Here is a 23,297-nt window from a genome sequence, read left to right on the forward strand (position 1 = left end):
ACAGGTACCCCGTCGCGTCGGTTTCCAGGCACCCGCGAGCCGTCACGACGACAGCGGCGTGTCGGACCGGCGCGATAATCTCGCGGTATGGGGGTGGCTGGTTCCGTCGTACCCGTTGGTCCGCGTTGGCGACACGCCTGGCGGGTCGCCCGCCTGGCGGCCATCGGGACGGGTGCCACCGCGGCGGCCGTGATCGCGACCGGCGGGGTGCTGCTGGGGCAGGCCCGCCAGGCGCGGCGCACCATCCCGATGGCCGAGGCGCCTCCACCGCGCTGCGACGGGGTGTACGGCGGGAAGTTCCCCGGCCCCGCGCTCACCGTGGTCGTGCTCGGCGACTCGTCGGCCGCCGGCTACGGGGTGCACCGTCGGCGGGAGACGCCCGGCGCGCTGCTCGCCACCGGCCTGTCCCGACGGCTGCACCGGCCGGTCCGGCTGCACCGCTTCGCGGTGGTCGGGGCCATCTCGGCCGCGCTGCGGCACCAGGTGGAGGCCGCGCTGGACTGCCAGCCCGACATCGCGGTGATCCTCATCGGTGGAAACGACATCACCAACCGCACCCCGCAGGGGCTGGCCGTGCGCTACCTGGTCGAGGCGGTCCGCACGCTGCGCGACGCCGGCTGCGAGGTGGTCGTGGGCACCTGCCCCGACCTGGGCGCGATCCGCCCGATCCAGCCCCCGCTGCGCTGGCTGGCGCACCGGTGGAGCCGGCAGCTCGCCGCCGCCCAGACGGTGGCCGTCGTCGAGGCCGGCGGCTGGACGGTCTCCCTCGGCGACCTGCTCGGCCCTCGGTTCGCCGCCGAACCGACCCGGATGTTCGCCTGGGACCGGTTCCATCCCTCCGCCGAGGGGTACGCGGTTGCCGCCGCCGCACTGCTGCCGACGATGCTCTCCGCGCTCGGAGCGGGGCAGGAACGACGGGTCACACCGGTGCCGGGCGAGGGCGTACGGTCGCTGCCGGAGGCCGCGCAGGAGGCGGCCCGGCACGCCGGCACGGAGGTCAGCGGCACCCAGGTCCGGGGCCGCGACCGGGGGCCGGCCGGCCGGTGGGCGCAGCTGCGTCGCCGGGCGTTCTTCGGTGTCGGCGCGGTGCCGCAGCGCGGCTCCGCGGCGGACACTTCGACAGTGGAGGGACTGGCATGAACGAGCGCAGCGAGCGGGATGTGACCGCCGGCCTCCCGGGCCGACTGGGTCGGGCGGCGGCGCTCTCGCTGCTCGCCGGCACCGTGGGCGGCGCCGCCGTCCTGGCCGGTGAGGCGTTCGTCGCCCGGCACCGGCGCTACGCCCAACCGGAGCTGGGGCTGGCCCTGCGGGCCACGATCGGTCGAGCCGGCGCACCACCGTTGCGGCTGGTGCTGCTGGGCGACTCGTCTGCGCTGGGGGTGGGCGTCGACCGGCTCGACGACACCATCGGCGGGCAGTTGGCCAACCTGCTCGCCGAGGGTCCCACCGGCCGGCGGGTGCACCTGTCCAGCGTCGGCGTCTCCGGGTCCCGCTCGACCGACCTGTCCACCCAGGTCGCGCGGGCACTGCTCGGCGAGCGGCCCGACGTGGCGCTGATCCTGATCGGTGCGAACGACGCCACCGAACTGCGCCGGCCCGCCGAGGCGGCGGCGTACCTCGCCGCGGCGGTGCACCGGATGCGGGAGGCGCGGGTCGAGGTGGTGGTCGGCACCTGCCCGGATCTCGGTGCCGTGCGGGCGATCGCGCCTCCGCTGCGCCAGCTGGTCGGCTGGTCCGGGCGTCGGGTGGCCCGCGCGCAGACCACGGCCGTGCTGGACGCCGGCGGGACGGTGGTCGACCTCGCCACCGAGACGGGTCCGGTCTTCCGGGCCGACGCGGGGACGCTCTGCCACGACGGCTTCCACCCGTCCGCCGACGGCTACCGGGTGTGGGCCCACGCCCTGCTCCCCGCCGTCGCGGCGGCGGCGGCGGTCGCCTCCCGGCGATAGACGGGGTGACATTTCCCGCCGGGCCTGCTTCTTCCGCGCCAAGTTACCGACGCGTTAACGTTGGTTCATGCCGATTGAGTCGTCCCGCGACGCCGTCATCGTCGCCACCGCCCGCTCCCCCATCGGCCGGGCGCACAAGGGGTCCCTGCGCGACGTCCGCTCCGACGACCTCGCCGCGACCATCGTCCAGGCCGCCCTGGACAAGATCCCCCAGCTCGATCCGACCACCATCGACGACCTCTACCTCGGGTGCGGCCTGCCCGGCGGCGAGCAGGGCTTCAACATGGGCCGCGTGGTGGCCACCCTGCTCGGGCTGGACACCGTGCCCGGTGCCACGCTGACCCGCTACTGCGCCTCCTCGTTGCAGACCACCCGGATGGCCATGCACGCGATCCGCGCCGGCGAGGGCGACGTGTTCGTCTCCGCCGGTGTGGAGATGGTCTCCCGGTACGCCCGGGGCAGCTCCGACGGGCTGCCGCCCGACGCGCAGGCGCTGGTCGGCGGTGGCTGGGAGAACCCGCGCTTCGCGGCTGCCGGCGAGCGGTCGAAGCGCCGCGCCCAGGGCGGCGCCGAGGTGTGGACCGACCCGCGCGACTCCGGCGAGCTGCCGGACATCTACCTGACCATGGGGCAGACCGCCGAGAACCTGGCCCAGGTGTACGACGTCACCCGTGCCGACATGGACGAGTTCGGCGTCCGCAGCCAGAACCTCGCCGAGAAGGCCATCGCCGACGGCTTCTGGGCCCGGGAGATCACCCCGGTCACCACGCCCGACGGCAAGGCGGTGAGCACCGACGACGGCCCGCGTGCCGGCGTCACCCTCGACGCGGTCGCCGGCCTGAAGCCGGTGTTCCGTCCGGACGGCCGCATCACCGCCGGCAACTGCTGCCCGCTCAACGACGGCGCCGCCGCCGTCGTGGTGATGAGCGCCCAGCGGGCCGAGGAGCTGGGGCTGACCCCGCTGGCCCGGATCGTCTCCACCGGCGTGACCGCCCTGTCGCCGGAGATCATGGGTCTCGGCCCGGTCGAGGCGTCCCGGCAGGCGCTGCGGCGCGCCGGCATGACCATCGACGACGTCGACCTGGTCGAGATCAACGAGGCCTTCGCCGCGCAGGTCATCCCCTCCTACCGGCAGCTGGGCATCCCGGAGGAGAAGCTGAACGTGATGGGCGGCGCCATCGCGGTCGGCCACCCGTTCGGCATGACCGGCGCCCGCATCACCGGCACCCTGCTCAACGCGCTGGAGTGGCACGACAAGACCATCGGCCTGGAGACCATGTGCGTCGGCGGCGGCCAGGGCATGGCCATGGTGCTGGAGCGGCTCAGCTGAGTCGACGTCAGAGCGCGCTGCGGGTCGCCGTCACCTCGGCGGCGGCCCGTGCCAGCACCTCGGCGTCCGCTCCGGCGGCGAGCAGGTCCGCCGTCACCACCCGCACCTGATCGGGCAGGGCCAGGTCGTTGTCCAGCCGGGGCACCACCCGGCGGGGTTCCCCCTCGGCGTCGGCGGCCAGGTTGGCGATCTCCTGCACCAGCCGGTGCACCAGGTCGGCGCGGGACACGTTGCCGGTGGTCGCGACCGCCGCCCAACGCGGCTGCTGCCAGTGCCCGACCTGACGGACCAGCAACCGCACGGCCTGATCCAACTCCGCTGCGCTCATCGCCGCCGAGTCTACGGCCGGCACTGCGCACGCCGTGTCGGGCCGGTCAGCGGCGCAGGTAGCTGAGCAGCCGCAGCAACTGCCAGTAGAGGAAGACCAGCCCGGTGAGCAGGCCGAACGCGCTCAGCCACGCGTACCGGCGGGGTCGGCCGTCGCGCACCGAGCGCTCGACGAGGTCGAAGTCGAGGATGAAGCTGAACGCACCGGCGATGATGGCCACCACCGAGAAGGCGTACGGCAGCCAGCCGACCTCCCCGCTGACGCTGTACACCGCCAGCCCGGGCCGCCCGGAGATCAGGTACGACACGAGATTGACCACGCTGAGCACGGCGATGCCGAGCAGCGTGCCGATCACCAGACGGGCCAGCCGGGGCGTCGCCCGGATCACCCGCGCCCGGTAGAGCGCCGCCATCCCGAGGAAGACGCCGAAGGTGCCGGCCACCGCCTGCACCACGATGCCCGGATAGACCTGCTCGAAGGTGCGGCTCGCCACCCCCAGCAGCAGGCCCTGGAGCACGGCGTAGCCGACGATCGGCACCGGGTTGGTGATGCCGCGCAGCGAGATGACCAGGACCAGCGCGATCGAGGCGAGCGCGCTGCCGGCCAGCGCGGCGGGCAGCCAGGCCGCCTGGGGCACCACCGCCCAGGACACGGCCGCGGCCGCGCCGGTGATGAGCAGCAACCCGACGGTACGCACCACCACGTCGTCGACGCTCATCGGCTCGACGTCGCGGGCGCCGAGCACCCGGGCCTCCACCCGGCTGGTCTCGTCCAGCCGGTTGAGCACCGGGTTGTTGCTGCGCACCGCCGCCTCCTTCTCCCGCGTACCCCTCGCAGTCACTCTGCCCCGGGCGGGCCGGCGGCGGCGGGGAAACGGCACGGCCGGCGCAGACGACGGCGCCCGCCACCGCGGAAGCGGGGCGGGCGCCGGTCAGTAGCGCGGACGAGGTCAGTCGTCGCCCTGGAAGTAGCTCAGCAGTCGCAGGATCTCGATGTAGAGCCACACCAGGCTGACCAGGATGCCGAAGGCGGCCGTCCAGGAGTAGCGCTGCGGCAGGCCCATCCGGACGCCGTCCTCGATCTCCTTGAAGCTGAGCACGAAGCTCAGCGACGCGACCACGATGCAGACCAGGCTGAAGCCGATGGCCAGCGGGCTGCCGTCGCGCAGGCCGGTGTTGACGCCGAACAGGGCCAGCACCAGGTTGATCAGCATGACCGCGAAGAGACCGGTCATCACCGCGATCATGCCCTTGACGAAGGCCGGGGTGGCCCGGATGACCTTCGCCCGGTAGAGCATCGCCATCAGGAAGAAGATGCCGAAGCTGGCCGCGGCGGCTTGGAGCACGATGCCGTCGAACGCCGACTCGAACGCCTTGCTGACCATGCCGACGAAGACACCCTCGACGACCGCGTACGTGATGACCAGCGCCGGGTTGGCCATCCGGGAGAACGAGATGATCAGGCCGAGCACCAGACCGACGACCGCCGCGCCGATCCAGGCGGCACCGACCAGCGCGTCGGGCACGAGCACCCAGGCGGCCGCGGCGGAGATGCCGAGGATGCCGAGCAGGGCGACGGTCTTGACCACGACGTCGTCGACGGTCATGGGCGCCACGGTGGGCGGCGCGGCCGGGTAGCCGGCCTGGGACGGGTACTGCTGGGGAATACCGGGCTGTCCGTACGGCCCGGTCGGGGCGTACCCGGCGGAACGCTCCCGCTCGGCCGCCTGGCCGAGCCGGGCGAGCACCGGGTTCGAGGTCTTCACTGTCTGGCCTCCCTCAGGGGGTCGTTTGCACGTGAACGTGCCCTCCAAGAGTAAACGGCCGGAACAACTCCTGGTGATCACGAATGAGAATGGGCCACGCTGGCTGGTGCCCGGGGCGGGGGTCGAACCCGCACGCCTTGCGGCAGCCGCTTTTAAGGCGGCCGTGTCTGCCGTTCCACCACCCGGGCGGGTGGCACCGGCGCGCCGACACGCACGGTGCAGTGTCACCGTAGCCGGTCGATGGTGACCCGGCGTACCCCGTGGGCCGGGCCGCACTAGGGTCGATGGCGTGAGCAGCGCAGCCCCCACGGCCCCCGACGCCGCCCCTGAGCAGGCATTCCGCCGCTCCGATCAGATCAACCGCCGAGCCTGGGCCGTCCGGCTTCTGGCCGCCGTCCGCCGGCACCGGGCGGACCTGCTGGTCGCCCTGTTCTTCACTCTGCTGGCCGGCTGGCTGACCCACGGGCTGTGGCCCGACCCGGCCGGCCGGGTCATGGCGCTCAATCCCGAGGACCAGGCCCTCTACGAGTGGTTCCTGGCGGTCGACGCGCGAGCACTGCTCGGTGACTTCAGCCTGCTCACCGACCGGCTCAACGCCCCCGACGGGGTCAACCTGATGGCCAACACCACGGTCATCGCGCTCGGCATCGTCTGCGCACCGGTCACCCTGTTGCTCGGCGCACCGGTCACCTTCGCGCTGCTGGCCGCCGTCAACCTGGCCGGCACCGCCGTCGCCTGGTATCTGCTGTTCCGCCGGGCGCTGCGTGCCCGCCGGCTCGCCGCCGCACTCGGCGGAGGGCTCTGCGGTTTCGGCCCGGGCATGATCTCGCAGACCAACAGCCACCTGCACATGACCGCCCAGTGGCTGGTGCCGGTGATCGTCTGGCTGGTCGTCCGACTGCTGCGGGCGTCCGACCCGGGGCCCACGTCGCCGACCAGCCCGAACGGGACCGGGCTGGACCGCCGCCGGATGTTCAGCTCGGCCGCCGGGCTGGCCGCCGCGGTCACCGCGCAGGTCTTCATCGGCGAGGAGGTGCTCTTCCTCGCCGCCGTCACACTGCTGGTGATGGCGATCAGCTACGGCGTGGCCGACCGGGACCTGGCCCGACGGGCGCTGCCCGGCTTCGCCGCCGGGCTGGCGGTCGCCGCCGGGCTCGCACTGCTGGTGCTCGGGTACCCGCTGTGGTTCCAGTTCGCCGGGCCGCAGGGCGTCGCCGACGGGATGTTCAGCCCGGCCTACTTCTCGGCCGACCTGAGCAGCTGGTGGACGGTCTCGCCGTTGTCGGTGGCCGGGAGCGACGAGTCCGCCCGGCTGACCACCGGCCCGGCCGAGTACAACACCTTCCTGGGCTGGCCGCTGCTGCTGGTCGCGGCGGTGTGCGCGATCTGGGCGGGACGGCGCCGGCTGGTGTTCGCCTGCGTCGCGGCCGCGCTGGTGATGGGCGCGCTCTCGCTCGGCCCGGAGGTGGTGCTCGGCGGCACCAGGACGGCGCTGCCCGGCCCGTACGCCCTGCTGGCCGGGCTGCCGGTGGTGGACGGCGCGCTGCCGATGCGGTTCGGTCTGGCGCTGCTCCCGATCGTCGCGACGCTGCTGGTGCTGGCCGTCGACCGGGCACTCGGGAGCACCGGTCGGGCCCGACGGCTGGTGCCGGCGGCCGTCGCCGTGGCCCTGCTGCCGATCATCCCCACCCCCCTGCCGACCGCCGACCGACCCGCCGTGCCGGAATTCATCACCGGCGGGCACTGGCGGCAGTGCGTCCGCCCCGGCGGGGTGCTGGTCCCCGTGCCGCTGCCCACGCCGAAGGAGCCGTGGCCGATGCGCTGGGCGGCCGCCGCCAACGCCGGGTTCGGCCTTCCCGAGGGTTTCTTCATCGGCCCGTACGGCCGGGGCGGCACCGCGGCGATGGGCACGTTCAAGCAGCCCACCTCGGCCCTGCTGGCCGACGTGGCGCGGCGCGGCGACCAGCCGGCCATCGGCGACGAGCAGCGCCGGCAGGCCGCCCGGGACGCCGACTTCTGGGGCGCTTCCTGTGTGGCGCTGGCCGACGACGCGCCGCACGCGGACAGCCTGCGCGCCACCCTGGAGCAGCTCTACGGCCCCGCCACCCGGATCGCGGACGCCTGGATCTGGCGGGTCTGACCCGCACGCCGAACAGGGCCCCTCGCGGCACCGGGGTCGGTGCGGCGGGGGCCCTGCTCGTCGATCGGGTCAGACGCGGGGGGCGCCGACCGGCTGGGACGCCTCCACGAACTCCTCGCGCGGGTCGTGCAGCTGGCCCAGGGCGACCACCTCGCGCTTGAGGAAGAACGCCAGCGACCAGTCCACCACCACCCGGACCTTGCGGTTGAACGACGGGATCCGGCTCATGTGGTACGTGCGGTGCATGAACCAGGCCGGCCAGCCGGTCATCTTGATGCCGTACACCTGGGCGACGCCCTTGTGCAGGCCGAGGCTGGCCACGCTGCCGACGTGCTTGTGCTTGTAGTTGACCGGCTCGCGGCCCCGGATCACCGCCGCGATGTTGTCGGCCATGCGGGCGGCCTGGCGGACCGCGTGCTGCGCGCTCGGCGAGCAGAAGTTGCCCGGCTCCTTGGTCAGGTCCGGCACGGCGGCGCAGTCGCCGGCGCTCCACGCGCCCTCGACCACCCGGTCACCGTCGACCACCTGGAGGGTGGGCAGGCAGGTGACGCGCCGCCGGTCGTCGCGCGGGAAGTCCGTGGCGTCCAGCATCGGCGACGGCTTCACACCGGCCGTCCAGACGATCGTGTCGGAGCGGAAGGTGTCGCCGTCGGAGAGCTTGACCACCCCGTCGACGCAGGACTCCAGACGGGTGTCCAGCCGGATGTCCATGTTGCGCTTGAGCAGCTGCTGCACCGTGTAGGCACCCATGTCCCGATCCACCTCGGGCAGCACCCGCTGGGTGGCCTCGACCAGCACCCAGCGCATGTCCTCCGGCTTCAGCTCCGGGTAGTAGCGCAGGGCGTCGCGGGCCATGTCCTCCATCTCGGCGAGCGCCTCGATGCCGGCGTAGCCACCGCCGACGAACGTGAAGGTCAACGCCGACCGGCGCACCTCCGGGTCCGGGGTGACGGCCGCGACGTCCAGCCGGTCCAACACGTGGTTGCGGAGGTAGATCGCCTCGCCGATGGTCTTGAACCCGATGCCCTGCTCATGCAGGCCGGGGATCGGCAGCGTCCGGGACACCGAACCGGGGGCCACGATCACGTGGTCGTACGTGATCTCCCGGGCCGGACCGATGATCGGCTGGACGGTGGCCACCTTGCGATCGTGCTCGATCCGCGTGACCGTGCCCGCCACCACCTTGCACCGGCGCAACTCCCGCCGCAGCGGCACCACGGAGTGCCGCGGGGAGATGTTGCCCGCCGCCGCCTCAGGCAGGAACGGCTGGTAGGTCATGTGCGGCTGGGGGTCAACCACCATGACCTCAGCCTCACGGGAGCTGAGCTTCTTCGACAGGCGCAGGGCAGCGTAGAGACCGACGTGCCCGGCACCCACCACAAGGATCCGCTTCGGATTCACGTCATCTATCTTTCCCCGGCCGGCTCAGGTAATCCCGCTCGCGCCCCCCATCTGTGACGGAGCACAACCCCTGTGACCTGCGTAACCCCGCTGTCCCGCCGGTCTACCTGCGTCGCAGCAGCCAGCCCAGCAACGCGGCGGTCCCCACCGCCACCAGCAGCCCCAGCACGGTGACCCACTGGTGGCCGGTCTCGCCGCCCAGCCCGGCGACCTGCAACAGCAGCACCCCCAGCACCGCGGTACCCAGCAGCACCGCGGCCGCCCGCAACAACCAGCGGGTGATCAGCTCCGGGTCGACCACCCCGTCGTACGGCAGCAGCGCCGCCAGCGCACACAGGGTGTGCGCCAGGTAGAGCAGGGCGGCGAGGGCGAGCAGCCGCCACAGCGCCACGGGCCGGCCGTACCCGTCGGTGGCGAGCAGCCAACCACCGACCGTGACCAGCGCCGCGAAGGTCGGCCAGACCCGGCGCGGGCCCACGGCGGGCAGCAACGCGGCCACCGCCATGAAGAGGAGCGGCCGGCCGGTCAGCACCTCGGCGGGGAACGCCAGCGCGAACCCGGCCAGCACGGTGACGAAGATCCCGGCCCGGACCAGGAGCGGGGCGGGGCTCACCCGGGCGAGGGCGTCCTGAGCCGCCCGGACCCGGACGGCGACGGTGTCGATCATGTCTGCCCGCCCTCGTCGTTCGCGTCTCTCACCGGCCACCGACCCTCGGGGCCGTGGCCAACCGGGCAACGTCGCGCAGCACCTGGTCGAGGCTGCCGGCGCCGGCCCACCGCACCACCGGCACGCCGTGCTCACGGAGCTGCCCGATCATGGTCTCCCGGTCCAGCCGCCACAGCCGGTACGCCACCTCGGCCCACCCCCGGTCCTTCGGCGGCGTCAGGTCGGTCGGCAGCGTGTCGACCGCCACCACGAAACGCCCGGCGCGGGCCAACCGGGCCAGCATCTGCGCCGACCGCTCGTCCAGCAGCGGGGTGAGCACCACCACCAGCGCGTCCGAGGAGAGCTGCTGCGGGCCGAACACCTGGTCGTACGGCTCGTGGGGGGAGGAGTCGGCGCGCACGTCGAGCAGCCACTCCAGCACCGTCAGGTACTGCCGGCGGCCGGCGGCCGGGCGCAGCCGGCGGGCTGCCGGGCCGTACTCCAGCAGCGAGACCCGGTCGCCGCGGTGCAGGTAGTGCTCGGCGATCGCGGCGGTGGCCCGCACGGTGGTGTCCAGCACCGAGGCGGCGCCACCCACCCCGCCGGAGCGGCCGGCCTCGGCGAGCACGTCGAGCAGCACCACCACCTCCGCGTCCCGGTCGGAGAGGGTCGCCGCCACGTGCAGCTGCCGGGCGCGCAGCGAGACCCGCCAGTCGATGCGACGCAGCCGGTCGCCGGGGGCGAAGATCCGGACACCGGCCAACTCGCCGCCCTCGCCCGGCCGGCGCGAGTGGTGCGCCCCGACCAGACCGGCGGCCCGGGGCATCGCCTCCACCGCCTCGAACGGTTCGGTACGCGGATAGACCCGCACCCCGACCGGCTCCGTGATCACCGCCCGGGAGACGAGCAGGCCACCCGCCGTGGCGACCCGGGCACCGGCCGGGCCGACGGGATGCCGGCCCCAGCGCAGTGCACGGCCGGCCAGTTCCAGGTCGACCGCCGCGGCGGTCGGCACCGAGGTCACGAACGGCCGGTCGGCCACGGATCGGCCGCCGCCGCCGACTGCCGGTGTCACACGGCCGGCCGGCGCCGCACCGGTTGCCGGAGTCGCACCGGTTGCCGGAGTGTCGCCGTCGCGTGCGAAGCCAGCCCGTTCGATCCGCAGCCACGGCGAGACCCGGGACCGCAGCACCACCAGGTCGTAGTCGACCGTATCCGGGTTGCCGACGCTCACCGCCGCCGTCACCTCGCCGCCCTCGACCAGCGGCCCGTCGTCACCGGGCGTGATCCAGACCTGCGGCAACGCGGTGGGCCGACGACGCAGCGCGTACGCGGTGCCCAGCGCGAACGGGGCCGCCAGCACGATCAGGTCGACCCGGCCCAGCAGCACCCCCGCCACCAGCAGCAGGCCCGCGAGCAGCACCGCCCGGCCGAGCGCCCAGGTGGGCGCCCAGCCGGCGGCCGGCTCGGGCTCCGGCTCGACGGGTCGCGGCACGGTCGGTCCGGTCATCAGTGCCGGGGCCCGCCGGCGGCGTAGCTGGGCAGCGCGCCGCTGGCCGGCGCGGGAGTCGCCTCCAGTACCTCGCCGACCACGAACGCCGGGTCGACCCGGCGCAGCCACATCTCGGGGCGCAGGGTGATCCGGTGGGCCAGCGCGGGCGCCGCCACCTCCTTGACGTCCTCCGGCACCACGTAGTCCCGGCCGCCGAACACCGCGCGTACGCGGGCCAGCAGCAGCAGCGCCAACGAGCCACGCGGCGACGCGCCGACCAGCACCGACGGGTGCTCCCTGGTGGCCGCGGTGAGGGACACGATGTAGCGGCCGATCGAGTCCTCCACCACCACGTCCTCCAGGGCGGCCTGCATCGCCCGCAGGGTGGACGCGTCGACCACCGGCTTGATGTCCGCCTCCTCGCGGCGGCGGCTCATCCGGCGGCGCAGCACCTCCCACTCCTCGTCGTGCTGCGGGTAGCCGAACGAGACCCGGAGCAGGAACCGGTCCAGCTGCGCCTCGGGCAGCGGGTAGGTGCCCTCGTACTCGATGGGGTTGGCGGTGGCCAGCACGTGGAACGGCTCGTCCAGCTTGTACGTCACCCCCTCCACCGAGACCTGCTTCTCCTGCATCGCCTCCAGCAGCGCGGACTGGGTCTTCGGCGGCGTCCGGTTGATCTCGTCGGCGAGGAGCAGGTTGGTGAACACCGGGCCGGCCCGGAAGGTGAAGTCGCCGTTGCGCTGGTCGTAGAGGAACGAGCCGGTGACGTCGGCGGGGAGCAGGTCGGGGGTGAACTGCAGGCGGCGGAAGTCCAGACCGAGCGCCTGGGCGAAGGAGCGCGCGGTGAGCGTCTTGCCCAGCCCGGGCAGGTCCTCCAGCAGCACGTGCCCACCGGCCAGGATGCCGGCGAGGACCAGCTCCAACGCGTCCCGCTTGCCGACCACGACGGTGCCGACCGCGTCCAGGACCGCCCGCGCCAGGTGGCCGACCTCGGCGGCGGGCATGCTCCGGTCCACGTCGTTCATCAGATCTTCTCCAGTTCGGCGACGATCGCCGCGACGTCGCGCGGCGACGGGGGGCGGCGGGAGGGGGTGGCGAGGAAGCGCCAGAGCTGGTCACCGAGCAGTGCCCGGGCTCGGATCGGGTCGGAGTCGCGGGTGAGGCCGTGCCGCTGTCGCAACCGCTCGTCGGCCAACTCGCCGAGGCGCGGCAGGATCCGCTCGGTGAACCGCTCGCGGTTGCCCGACGACCAGTCCAGTGGCCGCTCCCAGCCGTTGATCGCCGCGCGGAGGGCGTCCCGGCTGCCCCAGTTGTAGCTGCCGTCCTCCTCACCCGTGGTGACCCGGGCGGCGGGCGGCGGTGGAGGTGGCGGCGCGAGCAGGGCGGTCACCCGGCGCACCGCCAGCACGGCGAGCACCCCGGCGACCAGCACGGGCAACGAGACCTTCAGACCGATCGCGCGGAGGCCGACGAGCAGCACCACGACGACGGCGGCGGCGATCGCGAGCGAGCGCAGCGCGGGGCCCACTCGGGAGCCGCGCGCCCGCGGACCTTCCGGCGCCGGCTCCTCCTCGAAGGCGAGCAGGTCGTCGATGCTGGTGCTGCTCACGAGAGCACCTGCGGGTCGGGAGCCACCGCGGCCAGTTCGTGGCGCAACCGGCGCAGCGCGGCACGGGCCTGGTCGCGGGTGCGCTCGTCGACCGGGCGGGTGGCGTACCGGGCCTCGCGGTAGACGTGCGCGAACTCCGCCAGCACCTCGGTGCTGACGATCGCCGGCACACCGGCCGACGGGTCGCCGCGCAGCAGCCGGCTGACCAGGTCGGTGGGGGTGTCCCCGGCCCGCCGCGGTACACCGGCGGCACCGGCGGCCTCCTCCAGGCGCACCCAGCAGGCGATCACCGCCACCCGGGGATCGGTGGCCTGGTCGTCGAGTTCCACCAGCCCGGCGTCGAGGGCTGCGACGACCTCCCGGGCGGTGCCCTCGGCCGTACGCCGGGACCACTGTGCGGGCAGCGAACGGGTGGCCCGGCGGCGGCGGAGACCCCGCAGCAGAATCCAGCCGAGGTAGCCGAGCGCCGCGAGGATGGCCAGCCCGAGCAGCACCATCGCCACCGTCGCGATCCACTGCGGGATGTGCGCCTGGGTAGCCTCGCCGGCGTCGCGCGGCTCGACCGGGATCGAGGGCGGCGGCTCGGCGGTCGGGTACTCGGGAACCCAGGGGACCTGCTCCACCGGCGGGATCCGGCTGGCCCCGATCGACGAGTGCGCGGCGGCGAGCGTGGCCCCGACGAGCAGAGCGGCGACCGCGCCCACCGGCCACCAGCGGCGGAGCAGGCCGAGCGCCGGGCGCAACACCCCCGCCTCGGCGACGGGGGACGGCGCGGGCGGGCGCGTTCCGTCCGTCATCGCCACCACCCCACGCGGTCTCAGTCCACTCCGGCCAGCTGCTTGGCCCGACCGAAGACGTCGTCCAGCATCGCTGGTGTCAGCCGCCCGGTGAAGGTGTTCTGCTGGCTGACGTGGTAGCAGCCGAGCAGTTCCGGTGCGGCCGTGCCGGACCAGTGTGCCCCATGGCCGAACGCCGGTCGCGGGCTGGGCGGGCGCTGCCCGTACACCTGGTGTAGCACCGGCCACCACGCTGCCCACGCGAACGCACCCAGCGCGACCACGACGCGCAGGGTGGGCCGGATCAGCGTGACCTCCCGGTGCAGCCAGGGCGCGCAGGTGTCCCGTTCCTCGGGTGTGGGCTTGTTGTCCGGCGGGGCGCACCGGACGGCCGCGAAGATACGGGTGTCGCGCAGGGCCAGCCCGTCGTCGGCGGCGACGCTGGTCGGCTGGTTGGCGAGGCCGGCCCGGTGCAGGGCGGCGAAGAGCACGTCACCGGAACGGTCACCGGTGAAGATCCGGCCGGTGCGGTTGCCGCCGTGCGCGGCGGGCGCCAACCCGAGGATGGCGATCCGCGCGTCGGCGGTGCCGAGGCCCGGGACCGGGCGACCCCAGTACTCCTGGTCCCGGAAGGCGGCCCGGCGGGTGCGGGCCACCTCCTCCCGCCACCGGACCAGCCGGGGGCAGGCGAAACAGTCGCTCACCGCGGCGTCGAGGTCCGGCAGGTCGGTCGCCCGCGCGGCGCGGGCGACCACCTGCTGCGGGGTACGGGGCTCAGCCAAGCTTGGCCCGGAAGAGTTCCAGGGTGCGTGCCCAGGCGCTGGCGGCGGCGCGCTGGTCGAACGCCTCGGGCCGGTCGTCGTTGAAGAACGCGTGCGAGGTGCCCGGGTAGTCGTAGAGGTGGCAGGTGCCACCGGCCTCCTCGATGGCCCGGCGGGCGGTCTGCACGCCCTCGGCGGTCGAGGTGCCGTCCTCTTCGGAGCAGTGGATGACGGCGGCCTTGCCGGCGTAGTCGACCCAGTCGGGGCGCATCGACTCCCACGGCAGCACGGGGTAGAAGCCCGCGGTGGCGACGATCCGCTCGGAGAGGGTCGCCGACCAGAGGGCGAGGCTGCCGCCCGCGCAGAAGCCCACCGCACCGACCTTGCCGGTGACCTCCGGTCGCCCGGCGAGATAGTCGGCGGCCCCGGCGATGTCCTTGGCCGCCTCGTCCATCCGCATGGCCAGCAGCAGCCGCTGCGCCTCGTCCGGCTCGCTCGTGGTCTCACCGTGGTAGAAGTCCGGCGCCAGGGCGACGAAGCCGGCCTCGGCAAACCGGTCCGCCACCGACCGGATGTGCGGGACGAGGCCCCACCACTCCTGGATGACGATGACGGCGGGGCTGGCCAGACCGCTGGCGGGTATCGCGAGATACCCCTCGCTGCTGCCCCCGTTGCTGCGGTAGCTCACCATCTCGCCCATCGGCCGTCCTCCTAGCGGTCAGTCATCGTTGGCTGGTCGCCCAGTGGTCCTACGTGCCGGTAGCCTGCCACGCCGCGCCGCCGCCGGGAAGACGCGGGAACAGTGGCATTCACCTCCCGTTCGCCCGGCGGTGACTCCGGGTACGCCGACGGCGGCGGGGAACGATCCCCCGCCGCCGTCGTCGGTGCTGCTGCTTCTGTCGGTGCTCCGGTCAGACCTTCTTGGTCAGGCACAGCAGGTAGCCCGTCTTGCCCGGCTTGATGCTGTAGAAGAGGTACCCCTCCTCGCCTTCCTTGAGGTACTGGTCACACGCGGTGCCGGCCTTGGCCTGGGTCTCGGTCTGCCCGTCCACCCGACCGACCACGTTGTACGCCGCGTCGGTGGAGGTGCACTCGACGACCTTGGCGCCGTTGACCTCCTCCTCCTCGGTACCGGTGACCTCGGGCAGCTCCGCGATGCAGTCGCCGGCCTTGGCGTCGGCGGTCTCGTCCTTGTTCAGGTAGTTGCCGATCGCCGAGCCGATACCGAACTTCAGACCCGCGATCACGAGGAACACGACGATCGCGCCGATGATGCCGAGCGCCTTCTTTCCACCGGACTTCTTCGCCTCCGGCTCGCTCGGCGGCGGCGTCGCGACGGCCGGCTGGGGCGGCGCGGCGTCGGACGCGGGGGGCGGTGCGACCTGCTCTGACACGGGGGTTCCTTCCGAGGGGTTGATGAGCAGACGACACCGTAACGATCATTGATTTCCGGCGTCGTCCCGCTCGCCTCGTCCGTTCAGCCAATTCCCAGACTCGTGTGCATGATCTGGTTCACACCGTCCTTCAGCCGGTCACGGTGGGAGTCGGTTCGCCGCTCGGCGTGCTGGTCGGCGTCACGGTCGGTGGCGTCGTCGGAGTCGCCGTCGGTGCCGGGCTCGGCGTCGCCGTCGGTTCCGGGGTCGGCGTCGTCGACGGCGTCGTGGTCGCTCCGGGCGCGCCCGGAGCGCGAGGCCCGAAGGGCGCCTGGTCCGGGCAGTACGGGTACGCCCGCAGCAGCGGCTTGCCGTAGACCTCGGCGGGGTCCGCACAGTCCGGGTAGCCGAGCCGGATCGGGTCGCCGTTCTGGTCGAAGAGCCGGGCGTTCTCCACGAGCCGGCCCTCGCTGTCGTAGACGAAGACGTCCCGGATCCGGTCGTACGGGTTGTTGACCGCCGTCGGGTCGTAGCCGTACTCGTCGTAGCGCATCCGGTCCTCCGCCTGCATCAGGGCGGCGAACGCGAAGACCACCAGCACCGCACTGCCGATCTGCAGCGCCGCACGCGGCCAGCGGGTCAGCCGGGCGGAGCGGCGACCGAGCCAGATCGACGCGAGCACGAAGGCGACCAGCATGATGAGACCGGCGAGCAGTTCGCCACCGAAGCGGGGCAGCAGGCCGAAGCTGCCGCCGGTGCTGATCACGGTGACCAGCATCGCCGCCAGGTATCCGCGCAGCACCCACCACCCGGGACGCAGCAGCCGGAGGAAGTCGCTGGCGGTCTCGTAGCCCAGCGGTGGGCCGAGCCGGGTGTCGACGGCGCGCAGCCGGCGGCGGAACCGGACCACGGTGGCGGCGACCCGCTGGTCGAGGTTGCGGGCGCTGGCCGGGGCACCGGCGGCGGCGCGCAGCTCGGCGGCGTACGCCTCGGGCTCACCCAGCCGCTCGACCAGCGTGCCGTCGGCCTCGGCGGCCACCTCGGCGAGGTGGTCGGGCAGGTCCTCGGTCAGCTCGTCGCGCCGGGTGGGCGGCAGGTCGGCCAGGGCCGCGCGGACCCGCGCCACGTAGTCGGTGATCTCCTGCTCCGTGACGGTCATGCCGCCATCCCCCGATCGTCGAGCAGACTGTCCATGGTGGTGGCGAACGAGCGCCAGAGCTTTCCGGAGCGGGTCAACTGGTCCCGCCCCGCTGCGTTGAGTGCGTAGTACTTGCGGTGCGGGCCGGATTCGCTCGGCACGACGTAGGTGGTGAGCAGGCCGGCGGCGAAGAGACGGCGCAGCGTGCCGTAGACCGAGGCGTCGCCGACCTCCTCCAGCCCGGCCTCCCGGAGTCGGCGCAGGATGTCGTAGCCGTAGCCGTCCTCCTCCCGGAGAACGGCCAGGACCGCGAGGTCGAGCACGCCCTTCAGCAACTGTGTGGTGTCCACGCATTGCACACTAGTGCGTATTGCGAAGTAGCGTCAACGCTATCGCCCAGCGCGTCCAGCCCTGCTTCACACGCCTGGTGCTACCGCAGACTCCAGGCGATGCCGTCGAGGATGTCGTGCTCCGAGGCGACCACCGACGGCATCCCGGCCCGCTCCATGATCACGCGGAGCACCAGCGCACCCGCGCCGATCACGTCGGCCCGGCCCGGATGCATCACCGGGTTCGCCAGCCGCTGCTCGCGGGTCCAGCTCAGCAGGTCCGTGGTCACCTGGGCCACCGCCTCGTACGACACCCGGGCGTGGTGGATCCGCTCCGGGTCGTACTCCCGCAGGCCCTGTGCGAGGGCGACGACGGTGGTGACCGACCCGGCGAGACCGACCAGGGTGGCCGCCTCCCGCCCGGGCACCACCGCGAGCGCCCGGTCCACCGCCGCCGCGATGTCGGCCTGCGCGGCGGCGACCTGCTCCGCCGACGGCGGGTCACCGGGCAGGTGCCGCTCCGTCATCCGGACACAGCCGATGTCCACCGAGATCGCCGCCCGCACCCCGCCGGCCCGGTCGCCGACCACGAACTCGGTGGAACCGCCACCGATGTCGACGACCAGGAACGGCTCCTTCGCGTCGGCGGGGAGCCCGCGCACCGCGCCGGTGAACGAGAGCCGGGCCTCGTCGTCGCCGGTGACCACCTCCGGCGCGACCCCGAGGGTGCGCTGCACCATGTCGGTGAAGTCGGCGGCGTTGGCGGCGTCCCGGGAGGCCGAGGTGGCGCACATCCGCACCCGCTCCGCACCCAGCTTCTCGATGTCGGCGGCGTACGACGCCAACGCCACCCGGGTCCGCTCGATCGCCTCCGGCGCCAGCCGGCCGGTCCGGTCCACGCCCTGCCCCAGCCGGACGATCTCCATGCGCCGGGTCAGGTCGACCAGCGGCGCCTGCGGCCCGGCCGACTCCTCGGGCAGGTCGGCGACCAGCAGTCGGATCGAGTTCGTACCGCAGTCGATGGCCGCCACACGCGTCGTCACGGCAGCAACCTTACGGCAGGACAGGCGGCCCCCCGGCGGCTTGTCCGGTCGGGGCGACGCAGCGGATCACGCCTCCGAACCCCCACCCAGCAAACCCGCACCCAGCGGCGTCACGTGGTGCCGGACGGCCCCGCCGTCCCGCTCACTGACGATCAGGCCGGCCTCCCGCAGCGCGCTGGCGTGCTCCGACGCCGACGAGAGACTGATCCCGACTGCCCGGGACAGCACGGTCGTGCTCAGCCCACCCTCGTCCGCGAGCCGCCGCAGCACCAGCGCCCGGGTCGCGCCCAGCAGCCGCCCGAGGGAATCCGCACCCGCCGTGGCGGCCTGGCGCGGCATCGGCGCCGGATAGACGAGCAGGACCGGGTGGCCCGGCTCGACCAGGACCCGGGGTCGCGGACCGGCCAACGGGGAGGGCAGCAGGACGAGCCCGTGACCGGTGCCGCTCACCTCCCCACCCCACCAGGTCCGTATCTCCAGCACCGGCTCCCGCCAACGGATCGCCGGGTGCAGCCCGGCGAAGAGCCCGTCCAGGCCGTGCAGTGCCAGTCGCCGGCTGGCGCAGGTCACCTGCCGGCGGTGCGTGGACACCAGATCGCTCCAGTGCGGCGCGAGGACGGCGTCGAACCACGTCCGTACCGCCCCACCGAACAGGTCCAGCACCTCCGGGTCGGCCGCCGCGAACCTCCGCCGCAGCGGGGTGGCGGCCGAGTGGGCGTACGCGTCGGTGACCTCGGCCCGGACCCGCCGCGCCGGCGTGGCCCGGATCGCCTCCAGACCGGCCGCCACGGACTCCAGACCGCCGAAGGGGGTGACGAAGTCCGGCAGACGCCCCCGGTCGGGCAGCAGGTGGCGCAGGATCGCCGTGGCCGCCTGGGCCTCGCCCGCTCCCTCGACCGCCGCCGCCCGCTCGGCCAGAGCCGGTGCCATCGCCGCGACCGTGGGATCACGCAGCCACTGACCCGCCAGCAGCGCGGTCCCGACCGGGTGCAGCCGGTCCGCGAACCGCACCCGGCACAGGTCCGCCGGCGCGAGCTGAAGGCGAAGCATGGAAACAGCCTGCCCGCCTTCGCCCTGGACCGAAAGGGTTGATCCACGATCGGAGCGCCTCCAGTGTGGACCTCGGGTCGACGAGGGGTGGCCGACGTGCGGCGGATGGTGGCAGTGCTGACGGGGCTGTGCCTCATCGCGGTGGCCGTGGCGTGTGCTGAGCGGGGGCGACCCTCGTCGACCCCGTCCGCCCAACCCTCGGCGTCCAGCGAACGCCCGGCGCCCGGCGACCACCGGCTCACCCTGCGGCACAACGGGTTGGACCGCACCTACCTGCTGCACGCGTCACCCGGGTACGACCCGAACCGCCCGTCCGCGCTGGTCATCGCCCTGCACTTCTACCCCGGAGCCGGCGCCCTGATGCGGGAGCTGGGCGGCCTCGACGCCAGGGCCGACCAGGACAACGTGCTGGTCGCCTACCCCGACGGGCAGAGCGGCGGCTTCAACGCGCTGGTCTGCTGCGGCACCCTGGACGACGTGGGCTTCCTCAACGCCCTCACCGACCACCTGGTGCGGACCTGGCGGGCGGACCCCAACCGGGTCTTCCTCACCGGCATCTCCAACGGCGGCGACATGAGCTTCCGGGCGGCGGTGGAAGGCGACGGCAGGTTCGCCGCGATCGGAGTGGTCAGCGGCGGCTACAGCGGAACGTTGACCAGGGCCGAGGACTACCTGCCGAAGAACCCGGTCTCCGTGATCACCTTCATCGGCGGCCAGGACCGGTACGCCTCGATCTTCCAGACGGGCATCCGGACCTGGCAGCAGCGACTCAAGTGCCGGCCGGTCCCGCAGAAGTCCGGGGCGCCGGGGGCGACCCTGACCGTGGCCCGCTGCGCCGACGGCAGCGACGTCAACGTCCACACCATCGCCGACATGGGCCACAGCTGGCCGGGGGCGGCATCCGGTCAGCTCGCCGCACCCGCCGCGGGCCTGTCGGCCACCGACCTGATGTGGGACTTCTTCAAGACCCACCCCCGCCGGGCCTGACTACAGGCGTAGCAGCATCCGGGTGTTGCCCAGCGTGTTCGGCTTGACCCGCTCCAGGTCCAGGAACTCGGCGACACCCTCGTCGTACGACCGCAGCAGCTGCTCGTAGACCGGCTGGGGCACCGGCGCTCCGTCGATCGCCTGGAACCCGAACGAGGCGAAGAACCGGGTCTCGAAGGTGAGCACGAAGATCCGCGCCACACCCAGCTCCCGGGCCGCGTCGATCAACTCACCCACCAGCCGGTGGCCGATCCGCCGGCCCCGACAGGACGGATCCACCGCCACCGTCCGAATCTCGGCCAGGTCCTCCCACATCACGTGCAGCGCGCCGCAGCCGACCACCGCGTCGTCCGAGGCCCGGACCGCCACCCGGAACTCCTGCACGTCCTCGTACAGGGTCACGGTGGCCTTGCTCAGCAGCCGCCGGTCGTCGGTGTACGTGTCGACCAGCCGCCGGATGCCCCGCACATCCCCGGTGCGAGCCCGTCGCACCAGGATCTGGCCCTCGGCACCCGCCACCGACGACACGGCGTCCGCGCTCATTCGGTCGCCGGTACGGCCACGCACGGGCCGGCCGTCCACCAGGGCTCGACCAGCTCCAGCGTCTCGTCGCCGAACGGGTTCACCCCGGGGCCGGCGCCCAACGCGTGCCCCAGGTGCACGTGCAGGCACTTCACCCTGCCCGGCATCCCGCCCGCCGAGATGCCGGCGATCTCCGGCACCTCGCCGATGGCCTCCCGGCGGGCGAGGTAGTCCTCGTGCGCGGCCCGGTAGCGGGCGGCCAGCTCCGGATCCGTCGTCAGCCGTTCGGCCATCTCCTTCATCACCCCGGCCGACTCCAGCCGGCTGCACGCCGCCGTCGCCCGGGGGCACGTCAGGTAGTACAGGGTGGGAAACGGGGTGCCGTCGGCGAGGCGGGGTGTCGTCTCCACCGCGTCCGGCAGGCCGCACGGGCAGCGGTGGGCCACCGCCTGGGTGCCCCGGGGAGGGCGTCCCAACTGCGCGGCCACCGCGGCCAGGTCGGCCTCCGTGGCCGGCTCCCGCTGCGGCAGGGGTACGGAATCCGCCGCCGACTCCGGCGGTGGTGCGACAGTCACGGTGCCCATCTCTCCTGGTGCGCTGGTGGGTGGATCACTTGCCCGGCTGCTGGCTGTCCGCCGCCTGCACGCTCGACCAGAGCGTGTCGTACCAGGTAACCGGCCCGGTCGGGGCGTCCGGAGCGGCCGACTTCCCGGCGTCGCGCGCGGCGCCCTCGGGGTCGTGCAGCACCACCATCATCTTCTCGCCCTGCCGGCCCATGAAGAACCGCTCCCGGGCCTGGGTCTTGATGTACTCGTCGTCCTGCCACTTGGCCGCCTCGCTGGCGAGCTTGGCGATCTCTTCCTCCTGCGCCGCCTGGGCGGCCTCCATCCGTTCGATGTCGGCCTGCTGATCCAGGTAGACCCGGACCGGGTAGGTGTAGGCGAGGGCGAGGGCGATCAGCACCGCGAACAGCACGGTGGCCCGGCCGGTGAAGCGACGGGGGTGGGGTGCGGCGAGCCGTTTGACGGAACCACCGGCGGCGGTCCGCCGGGCCGCGGCCGGACGGTTCGCGGAGCGGACCCCCTCGGCGCCCCGGGCAGCGCCCGGCGCCCGCCCGGCGGCACCCCGCGGCTCGGCGCGCACGCCGGCCTCCCGGACCGACCCCCGGTTGGCCCGGCCGCCGCCCGGCCGGCCGGACTGACCCGGCCGGCGGGCGGGACGCTGACCACCCGGTGTGCGGCGCTGCTGCATCGTCACACCCCTCCCCCGAGGTTTCGTGCGTCTCAGGCCGAACGGTAGCGCGGGAACGCGCCGGCGCCGGCGTAGCGCGCCGCGTCGGCCAGCTCCTCCTCGATCCGGAGCAGCTGGTTGTACTTCGCGACCCGGTCCGAGCGGGCCGGCGCACCGGTCTTGATCTGACCGCAGCCCGTGGCCACCGCCAGGTCGGCGATGGTGGTGTCCTCGGTCTCGCCGGAGCGGTGGCTCATCATGCACTTGAAGCCGGCCCGGTGGGCCAGGTCCACCGCGTCCAGGGTCTCGGTCAGCGAACCGATCTGGTTGACCTTCACCAGCACCGCGTTGGCCGCCTTCTCCGCGATGCCGCGGGCGATGCGCTGCGGGTTGGTCACGAAGAGGTCGTCGCCGACGATCTGCACCCGGTCGCCGATCGAGGCGGTCAGCGTCTGCCAGCCGCTCCAGTCGTCCTCCGCCAGCGGGTCCTCGATCGACACGATCGGGTACTCGTCGGCCAGCTTGGTGTAGTAGGTGCTCATCTCCTCGGCGGACTTCGCAGCACCCTCGAACGTGTAGGTGCCGTTGTCGAAGAACTCCGTCGCCGCCACGTCGAGCGCGAACACGATGTCGGTGCCGAGCCGGTAGCCCGCCTTCTCGACCGCCTCGGCGATCAGGTCCAGCGCGGCCGCGTTGGTCGGCAGGTTGGGAGCGAAGCCGCCCTCGTCGCCGAGCCCGGTCGACAGGCCCTGCTTCTTCAGCACCGACTTCAGCGCGTGGTAGACCTCCGCGCCGGAGCGCAGCGCCTCGCGGAAGGTGGGCGCGCCGATCGGCGCGACCATGAACTCCTGGATGTCGACGTTGGAGTCGGCGTGCGCGCCACCGTTGAGGATGTTCATCATCGGCACGGGCAGGAGGTGCGCGTTCGGGCCGCCCAGGTAGCGGAAGAGGCTCAGCTCGGCGCTGCCGGCGGCGGCCTTCGCGACCGCGAGGGAGACGCCGAGGATGGCGTTCGCGCCCAGCTCCGACTTGCTGTCGGTGCCGTCGATGTCGAGCATCTTCTGGTCGATCAGCCGCTGCTCGCTGGCCTCGTACCCGATGATCTGGTCGACGATCTTGTCTTCGACGTTGGAGACCGCCTTCTCCACGCCCTTGCCCTGGTAACGGTCGGTGTCACCGTCGCGCAGCTCGATCGCCTCGAAAGCGCCGGTGGAGGCGCCGGACGGCACTGCGGCGCGGGCCACCGTGCCGTCGTCCAGGCCGACCTCGACCTCGACCGTCGGGTTGCCCCGCGAGTCGAGAATCTCCCGGGCGACGATTCCCTCGATGGTTGCCACTGAGTCGCTCCTCGTTGTTGTTATCCGGTCCGTGGGTGGGCCGCGACGGTGCGGCTGAGGCAGGTGTTGCACGCAGCGTATCGGGCCACGG

24 protein-coding genes, 1 tRNA gene and 1 pseudogene are annotated in these 23,297 nt (G+C 73.4%); 5 read left to right on the top strand and 21 right to left on the bottom strand.

Features of this window, described 5'->3' with window-relative positions:
- Positions 1 to 87 precede the first annotated feature (87 nt).
- The 3 genes and pseudogenes from ACTWLT_RS05985 to ACTWLT_RS05995 form a co-directional block, all read left to right on the top strand.
- Positions 88 to 1,154: pseudogene (locus ACTWLT_RS05985) on the top strand (SGNH/GDSL hydrolase family protein); the annotation flags it as partial.
- Entirely contained in the window at positions 1,137 to 1,949 is an 813-nt protein-coding gene (locus ACTWLT_RS05990) for an SGNH/GDSL hydrolase family protein (RefSeq protein WP_445317640.1), read from the top strand. The pseudogene ACTWLT_RS05985 and the gene ACTWLT_RS05990, both read left to right, overlap by 18 nt.
- A 67-nt stretch (positions 1,950 to 2,016) precedes the next feature.
- The gene (locus ACTWLT_RS05995; RefSeq protein ID WP_445317472.1) at positions 2,017 to 3,279 is read left to right on the top strand and encodes an acetyl-CoA C-acetyltransferase; all 1,263 of its coding nucleotides are present in this window, start codon (positions 2,017 to 2,019) and stop codon (positions 3,277 to 3,279) included.
- Between the two features lie 7 nt (positions 3,280 to 3,286).
- Here ACTWLT_RS05995 and ACTWLT_RS06000 read toward each other — a convergent pair whose 3' ends face one another.
- The 4 genes from ACTWLT_RS06000 to ACTWLT_RS06015 all read right to left on the bottom strand — a co-directional run bounded on the left by ACTWLT_RS06000 (position 3,287) and on the right by ACTWLT_RS06015 (position 5,560).
- Complete coding sequence (locus ACTWLT_RS06000; protein ID WP_445317473.1) at positions 3,287 to 3,607, bottom strand: hypothetical protein; 321 nt, start codon at positions 3,605 to 3,607, stop codon at positions 3,287 to 3,289.
- A gap of 46 nt (positions 3,608 to 3,653) precedes the next feature.
- Positions 3,654 to 4,412, bottom strand: a complete 759-nt coding sequence (locus tag ACTWLT_RS06005; RefSeq protein WP_252419316.1) for a Bax inhibitor-1/YccA family protein — start codon at positions 4,410 to 4,412, stop codon at positions 3,654 to 3,656.
- 144 nt (positions 4,413 to 4,556) lie between these two features.
- A complete protein-coding gene (locus tag ACTWLT_RS06010) occupies positions 4,557 to 5,372 on the bottom strand; it encodes a Bax inhibitor-1/YccA family protein (protein WP_252419317.1) in 816 nt (271 codons plus the stop codon).
- 104 nt (positions 5,373 to 5,476) lie between these two features.
- A tRNA-Leu gene (locus ACTWLT_RS06015) sits at positions 5,477 to 5,560 on the bottom strand.
- A 101-nt stretch (positions 5,561 to 5,661) separates the two neighbouring features.
- Here ACTWLT_RS06015 and ACTWLT_RS06020 point away from each other — a divergent pair.
- A complete protein-coding gene (locus ACTWLT_RS06020) occupies positions 5,662 to 7,512 on the top strand; it encodes a hypothetical protein (protein ID WP_252419318.1) in 1,851 nt (616 codons plus the stop codon).
- Between the two features lie 69 nt (positions 7,513 to 7,581).
- Here the strand turns inward: ACTWLT_RS06020 and ACTWLT_RS06025 are convergent, their stop codons facing one another.
- The 13 genes from ACTWLT_RS06025 to ACTWLT_RS06085 form a co-directional block, all read right to left on the bottom strand.
- Entirely contained in the window at positions 7,582 to 8,913 is a 1,332-nt protein-coding gene (locus ACTWLT_RS06025) for an NAD(P)/FAD-dependent oxidoreductase (RefSeq protein ID WP_252419319.1), read from the bottom strand.
- A 103-nt stretch (positions 8,914 to 9,016) separates the two neighbouring features.
- The gene (locus tag ACTWLT_RS06030; RefSeq protein ID WP_252419320.1) at positions 9,017 to 9,580 is read right to left on the bottom strand and encodes a hypothetical protein; all 564 of its coding nucleotides are present in this window, start codon (positions 9,578 to 9,580) and stop codon (positions 9,017 to 9,019) included.
- Positions 9,581 to 9,608: 28 nt separating this feature from the next.
- Positions 9,609 to 11,069 carry a DUF58 domain-containing protein gene (locus ACTWLT_RS06035; protein ID WP_445317474.1) on the bottom strand — a complete coding sequence of 487 codons (1,461 nt, stop codon included), beginning with the start codon at positions 11,067 to 11,069 and terminating at the stop codon, positions 9,609 to 9,611.
- Positions 11,069 to 12,076: an AAA family ATPase gene (locus tag ACTWLT_RS06040; protein WP_252419322.1), complete on the bottom strand. Its 1,008-nt coding sequence runs from the start codon at positions 12,074 to 12,076 to the stop codon at positions 11,069 to 11,071. The genes ACTWLT_RS06035 and ACTWLT_RS06040 overlap by 1 nt, the downstream gene beginning before the upstream one ends.
- The gene (locus tag ACTWLT_RS06045; protein ID WP_445317475.1) at positions 12,076 to 12,660 is read right to left on the bottom strand and encodes a hypothetical protein; all 585 of its coding nucleotides are present in this window, start codon (positions 12,658 to 12,660) and stop codon (positions 12,076 to 12,078) included. Before ACTWLT_RS06045 ends, ACTWLT_RS06040 begins: the two co-directional genes overlap by 1 nt.
- Positions 12,657 to 13,457, bottom strand: coding sequence for a DUF4129 domain-containing protein (locus tag ACTWLT_RS06050; protein WP_445317476.1), 801 nt, complete (start codon positions 13,455 to 13,457; stop codon positions 12,657 to 12,659). Before ACTWLT_RS06050 ends, ACTWLT_RS06045 begins: the two co-directional genes overlap by 4 nt.
- A 20-nt stretch (positions 13,458 to 13,477) precedes the next feature.
- A complete protein-coding gene (locus tag ACTWLT_RS06055) occupies positions 13,478 to 14,218 on the bottom strand; it encodes a uracil-DNA glycosylase (RefSeq protein WP_445317477.1) in 741 nt (246 codons plus the stop codon).
- Positions 14,211 to 14,897, bottom strand: coding sequence for a dienelactone hydrolase family protein (locus ACTWLT_RS06060; protein WP_445317478.1), 687 nt, complete (start codon positions 14,895 to 14,897; stop codon positions 14,211 to 14,213). The genes ACTWLT_RS06055 and ACTWLT_RS06060 overlap by 8 nt, the downstream gene beginning before the upstream one ends.
- A 211-nt stretch (positions 14,898 to 15,108) precedes the next feature.
- Positions 15,109 to 15,591, bottom strand: a complete 483-nt coding sequence (locus ACTWLT_RS06065; protein WP_445317479.1) for an LppU/SCO3897 family protein — start codon at positions 15,589 to 15,591, stop codon at positions 15,109 to 15,111.
- 130 nt (positions 15,592 to 15,721) lie between these two features.
- Positions 15,722 to 16,729 carry an HAAS signaling domain-containing protein gene (locus tag ACTWLT_RS06070; protein ID WP_445317480.1) on the bottom strand — a complete coding sequence of 336 codons (1,008 nt, stop codon included), beginning with the start codon at positions 16,727 to 16,729 and terminating at the stop codon, positions 15,722 to 15,724.
- Positions 16,726 to 17,058, bottom strand: a complete 333-nt coding sequence (locus ACTWLT_RS06075) for a PadR family transcriptional regulator (RefSeq protein WP_089017691.1) — start codon at positions 17,056 to 17,058, stop codon at positions 16,726 to 16,728. The genes ACTWLT_RS06070 and ACTWLT_RS06075 overlap by 4 nt, the downstream gene beginning before the upstream one ends.
- 80 nt (positions 17,059 to 17,138) lie before the next feature.
- The gene (locus tag ACTWLT_RS06080; RefSeq protein WP_445317641.1) at positions 17,139 to 18,068 is read right to left on the bottom strand and encodes a Ppx/GppA phosphatase family protein; all 930 of its coding nucleotides are present in this window, start codon (positions 18,066 to 18,068) and stop codon (positions 17,139 to 17,141) included.
- Between the two features lie 78 nt (positions 18,069 to 18,146).
- On the bottom strand, positions 18,147 to 19,130 hold the full coding sequence (locus ACTWLT_RS06085; RefSeq protein ID WP_445317481.1) for an ArsR/SmtB family transcription factor: 984 nt from the start codon (positions 19,128 to 19,130) through the stop codon (positions 18,147 to 18,149).
- Between the two features lie 105 nt (positions 19,131 to 19,235).
- Here ACTWLT_RS06085 and ACTWLT_RS06090 point away from each other — a divergent pair, with 105 nt between their 5' ends.
- On the top strand, positions 19,236 to 20,117 hold the full coding sequence (locus ACTWLT_RS06090; protein WP_445317482.1) for a CE1 family esterase: 882 nt from the start codon (positions 19,236 to 19,238) through the stop codon (positions 20,115 to 20,117).
- Here ACTWLT_RS06090 and ACTWLT_RS06095 read toward each other — a convergent pair whose 3' ends face one another.
- Genes ACTWLT_RS06095 through eno form a run of 4 tightly spaced genes read right to left on the bottom strand, consistent with a single transcriptional unit; the run spans position 20,118 to position 23,206 of the window.
- Positions 20,118 to 20,660, bottom strand: a complete 543-nt coding sequence (locus ACTWLT_RS06095) for an amino-acid N-acetyltransferase (RefSeq protein WP_252419330.1) — start codon at positions 20,658 to 20,660, stop codon at positions 20,118 to 20,120.
- On the bottom strand, positions 20,657 to 21,214 hold the full coding sequence (locus ACTWLT_RS06100; RefSeq protein ID WP_445317483.1) for a DUF501 domain-containing protein: 558 nt from the start codon (positions 21,212 to 21,214) through the stop codon (positions 20,657 to 20,659). Before ACTWLT_RS06100 ends, ACTWLT_RS06095 begins: the two co-directional genes overlap by 4 nt.
- 34 nt (positions 21,215 to 21,248) lie before the next feature.
- Positions 21,249 to 21,890, bottom strand: a complete 642-nt coding sequence (locus tag ACTWLT_RS06105) for an FtsB family cell division protein (RefSeq protein WP_445317484.1) — start codon at positions 21,888 to 21,890, stop codon at positions 21,249 to 21,251.
- Positions 21,891 to 21,922: 32 nt separating this feature from the next.
- Positions 21,923 to 23,206, bottom strand: coding sequence for a phosphopyruvate hydratase (eno, locus tag ACTWLT_RS06110; RefSeq protein ID WP_252419333.1), 1,284 nt, complete (start codon positions 23,204 to 23,206; stop codon positions 21,923 to 21,925).
- Positions 23,207 to 23,297: the final 91 nt, after the last annotated feature.

The sequence above is a fragment of the Micromonospora yongxingensis genome, from assembly GCF_052601155.1.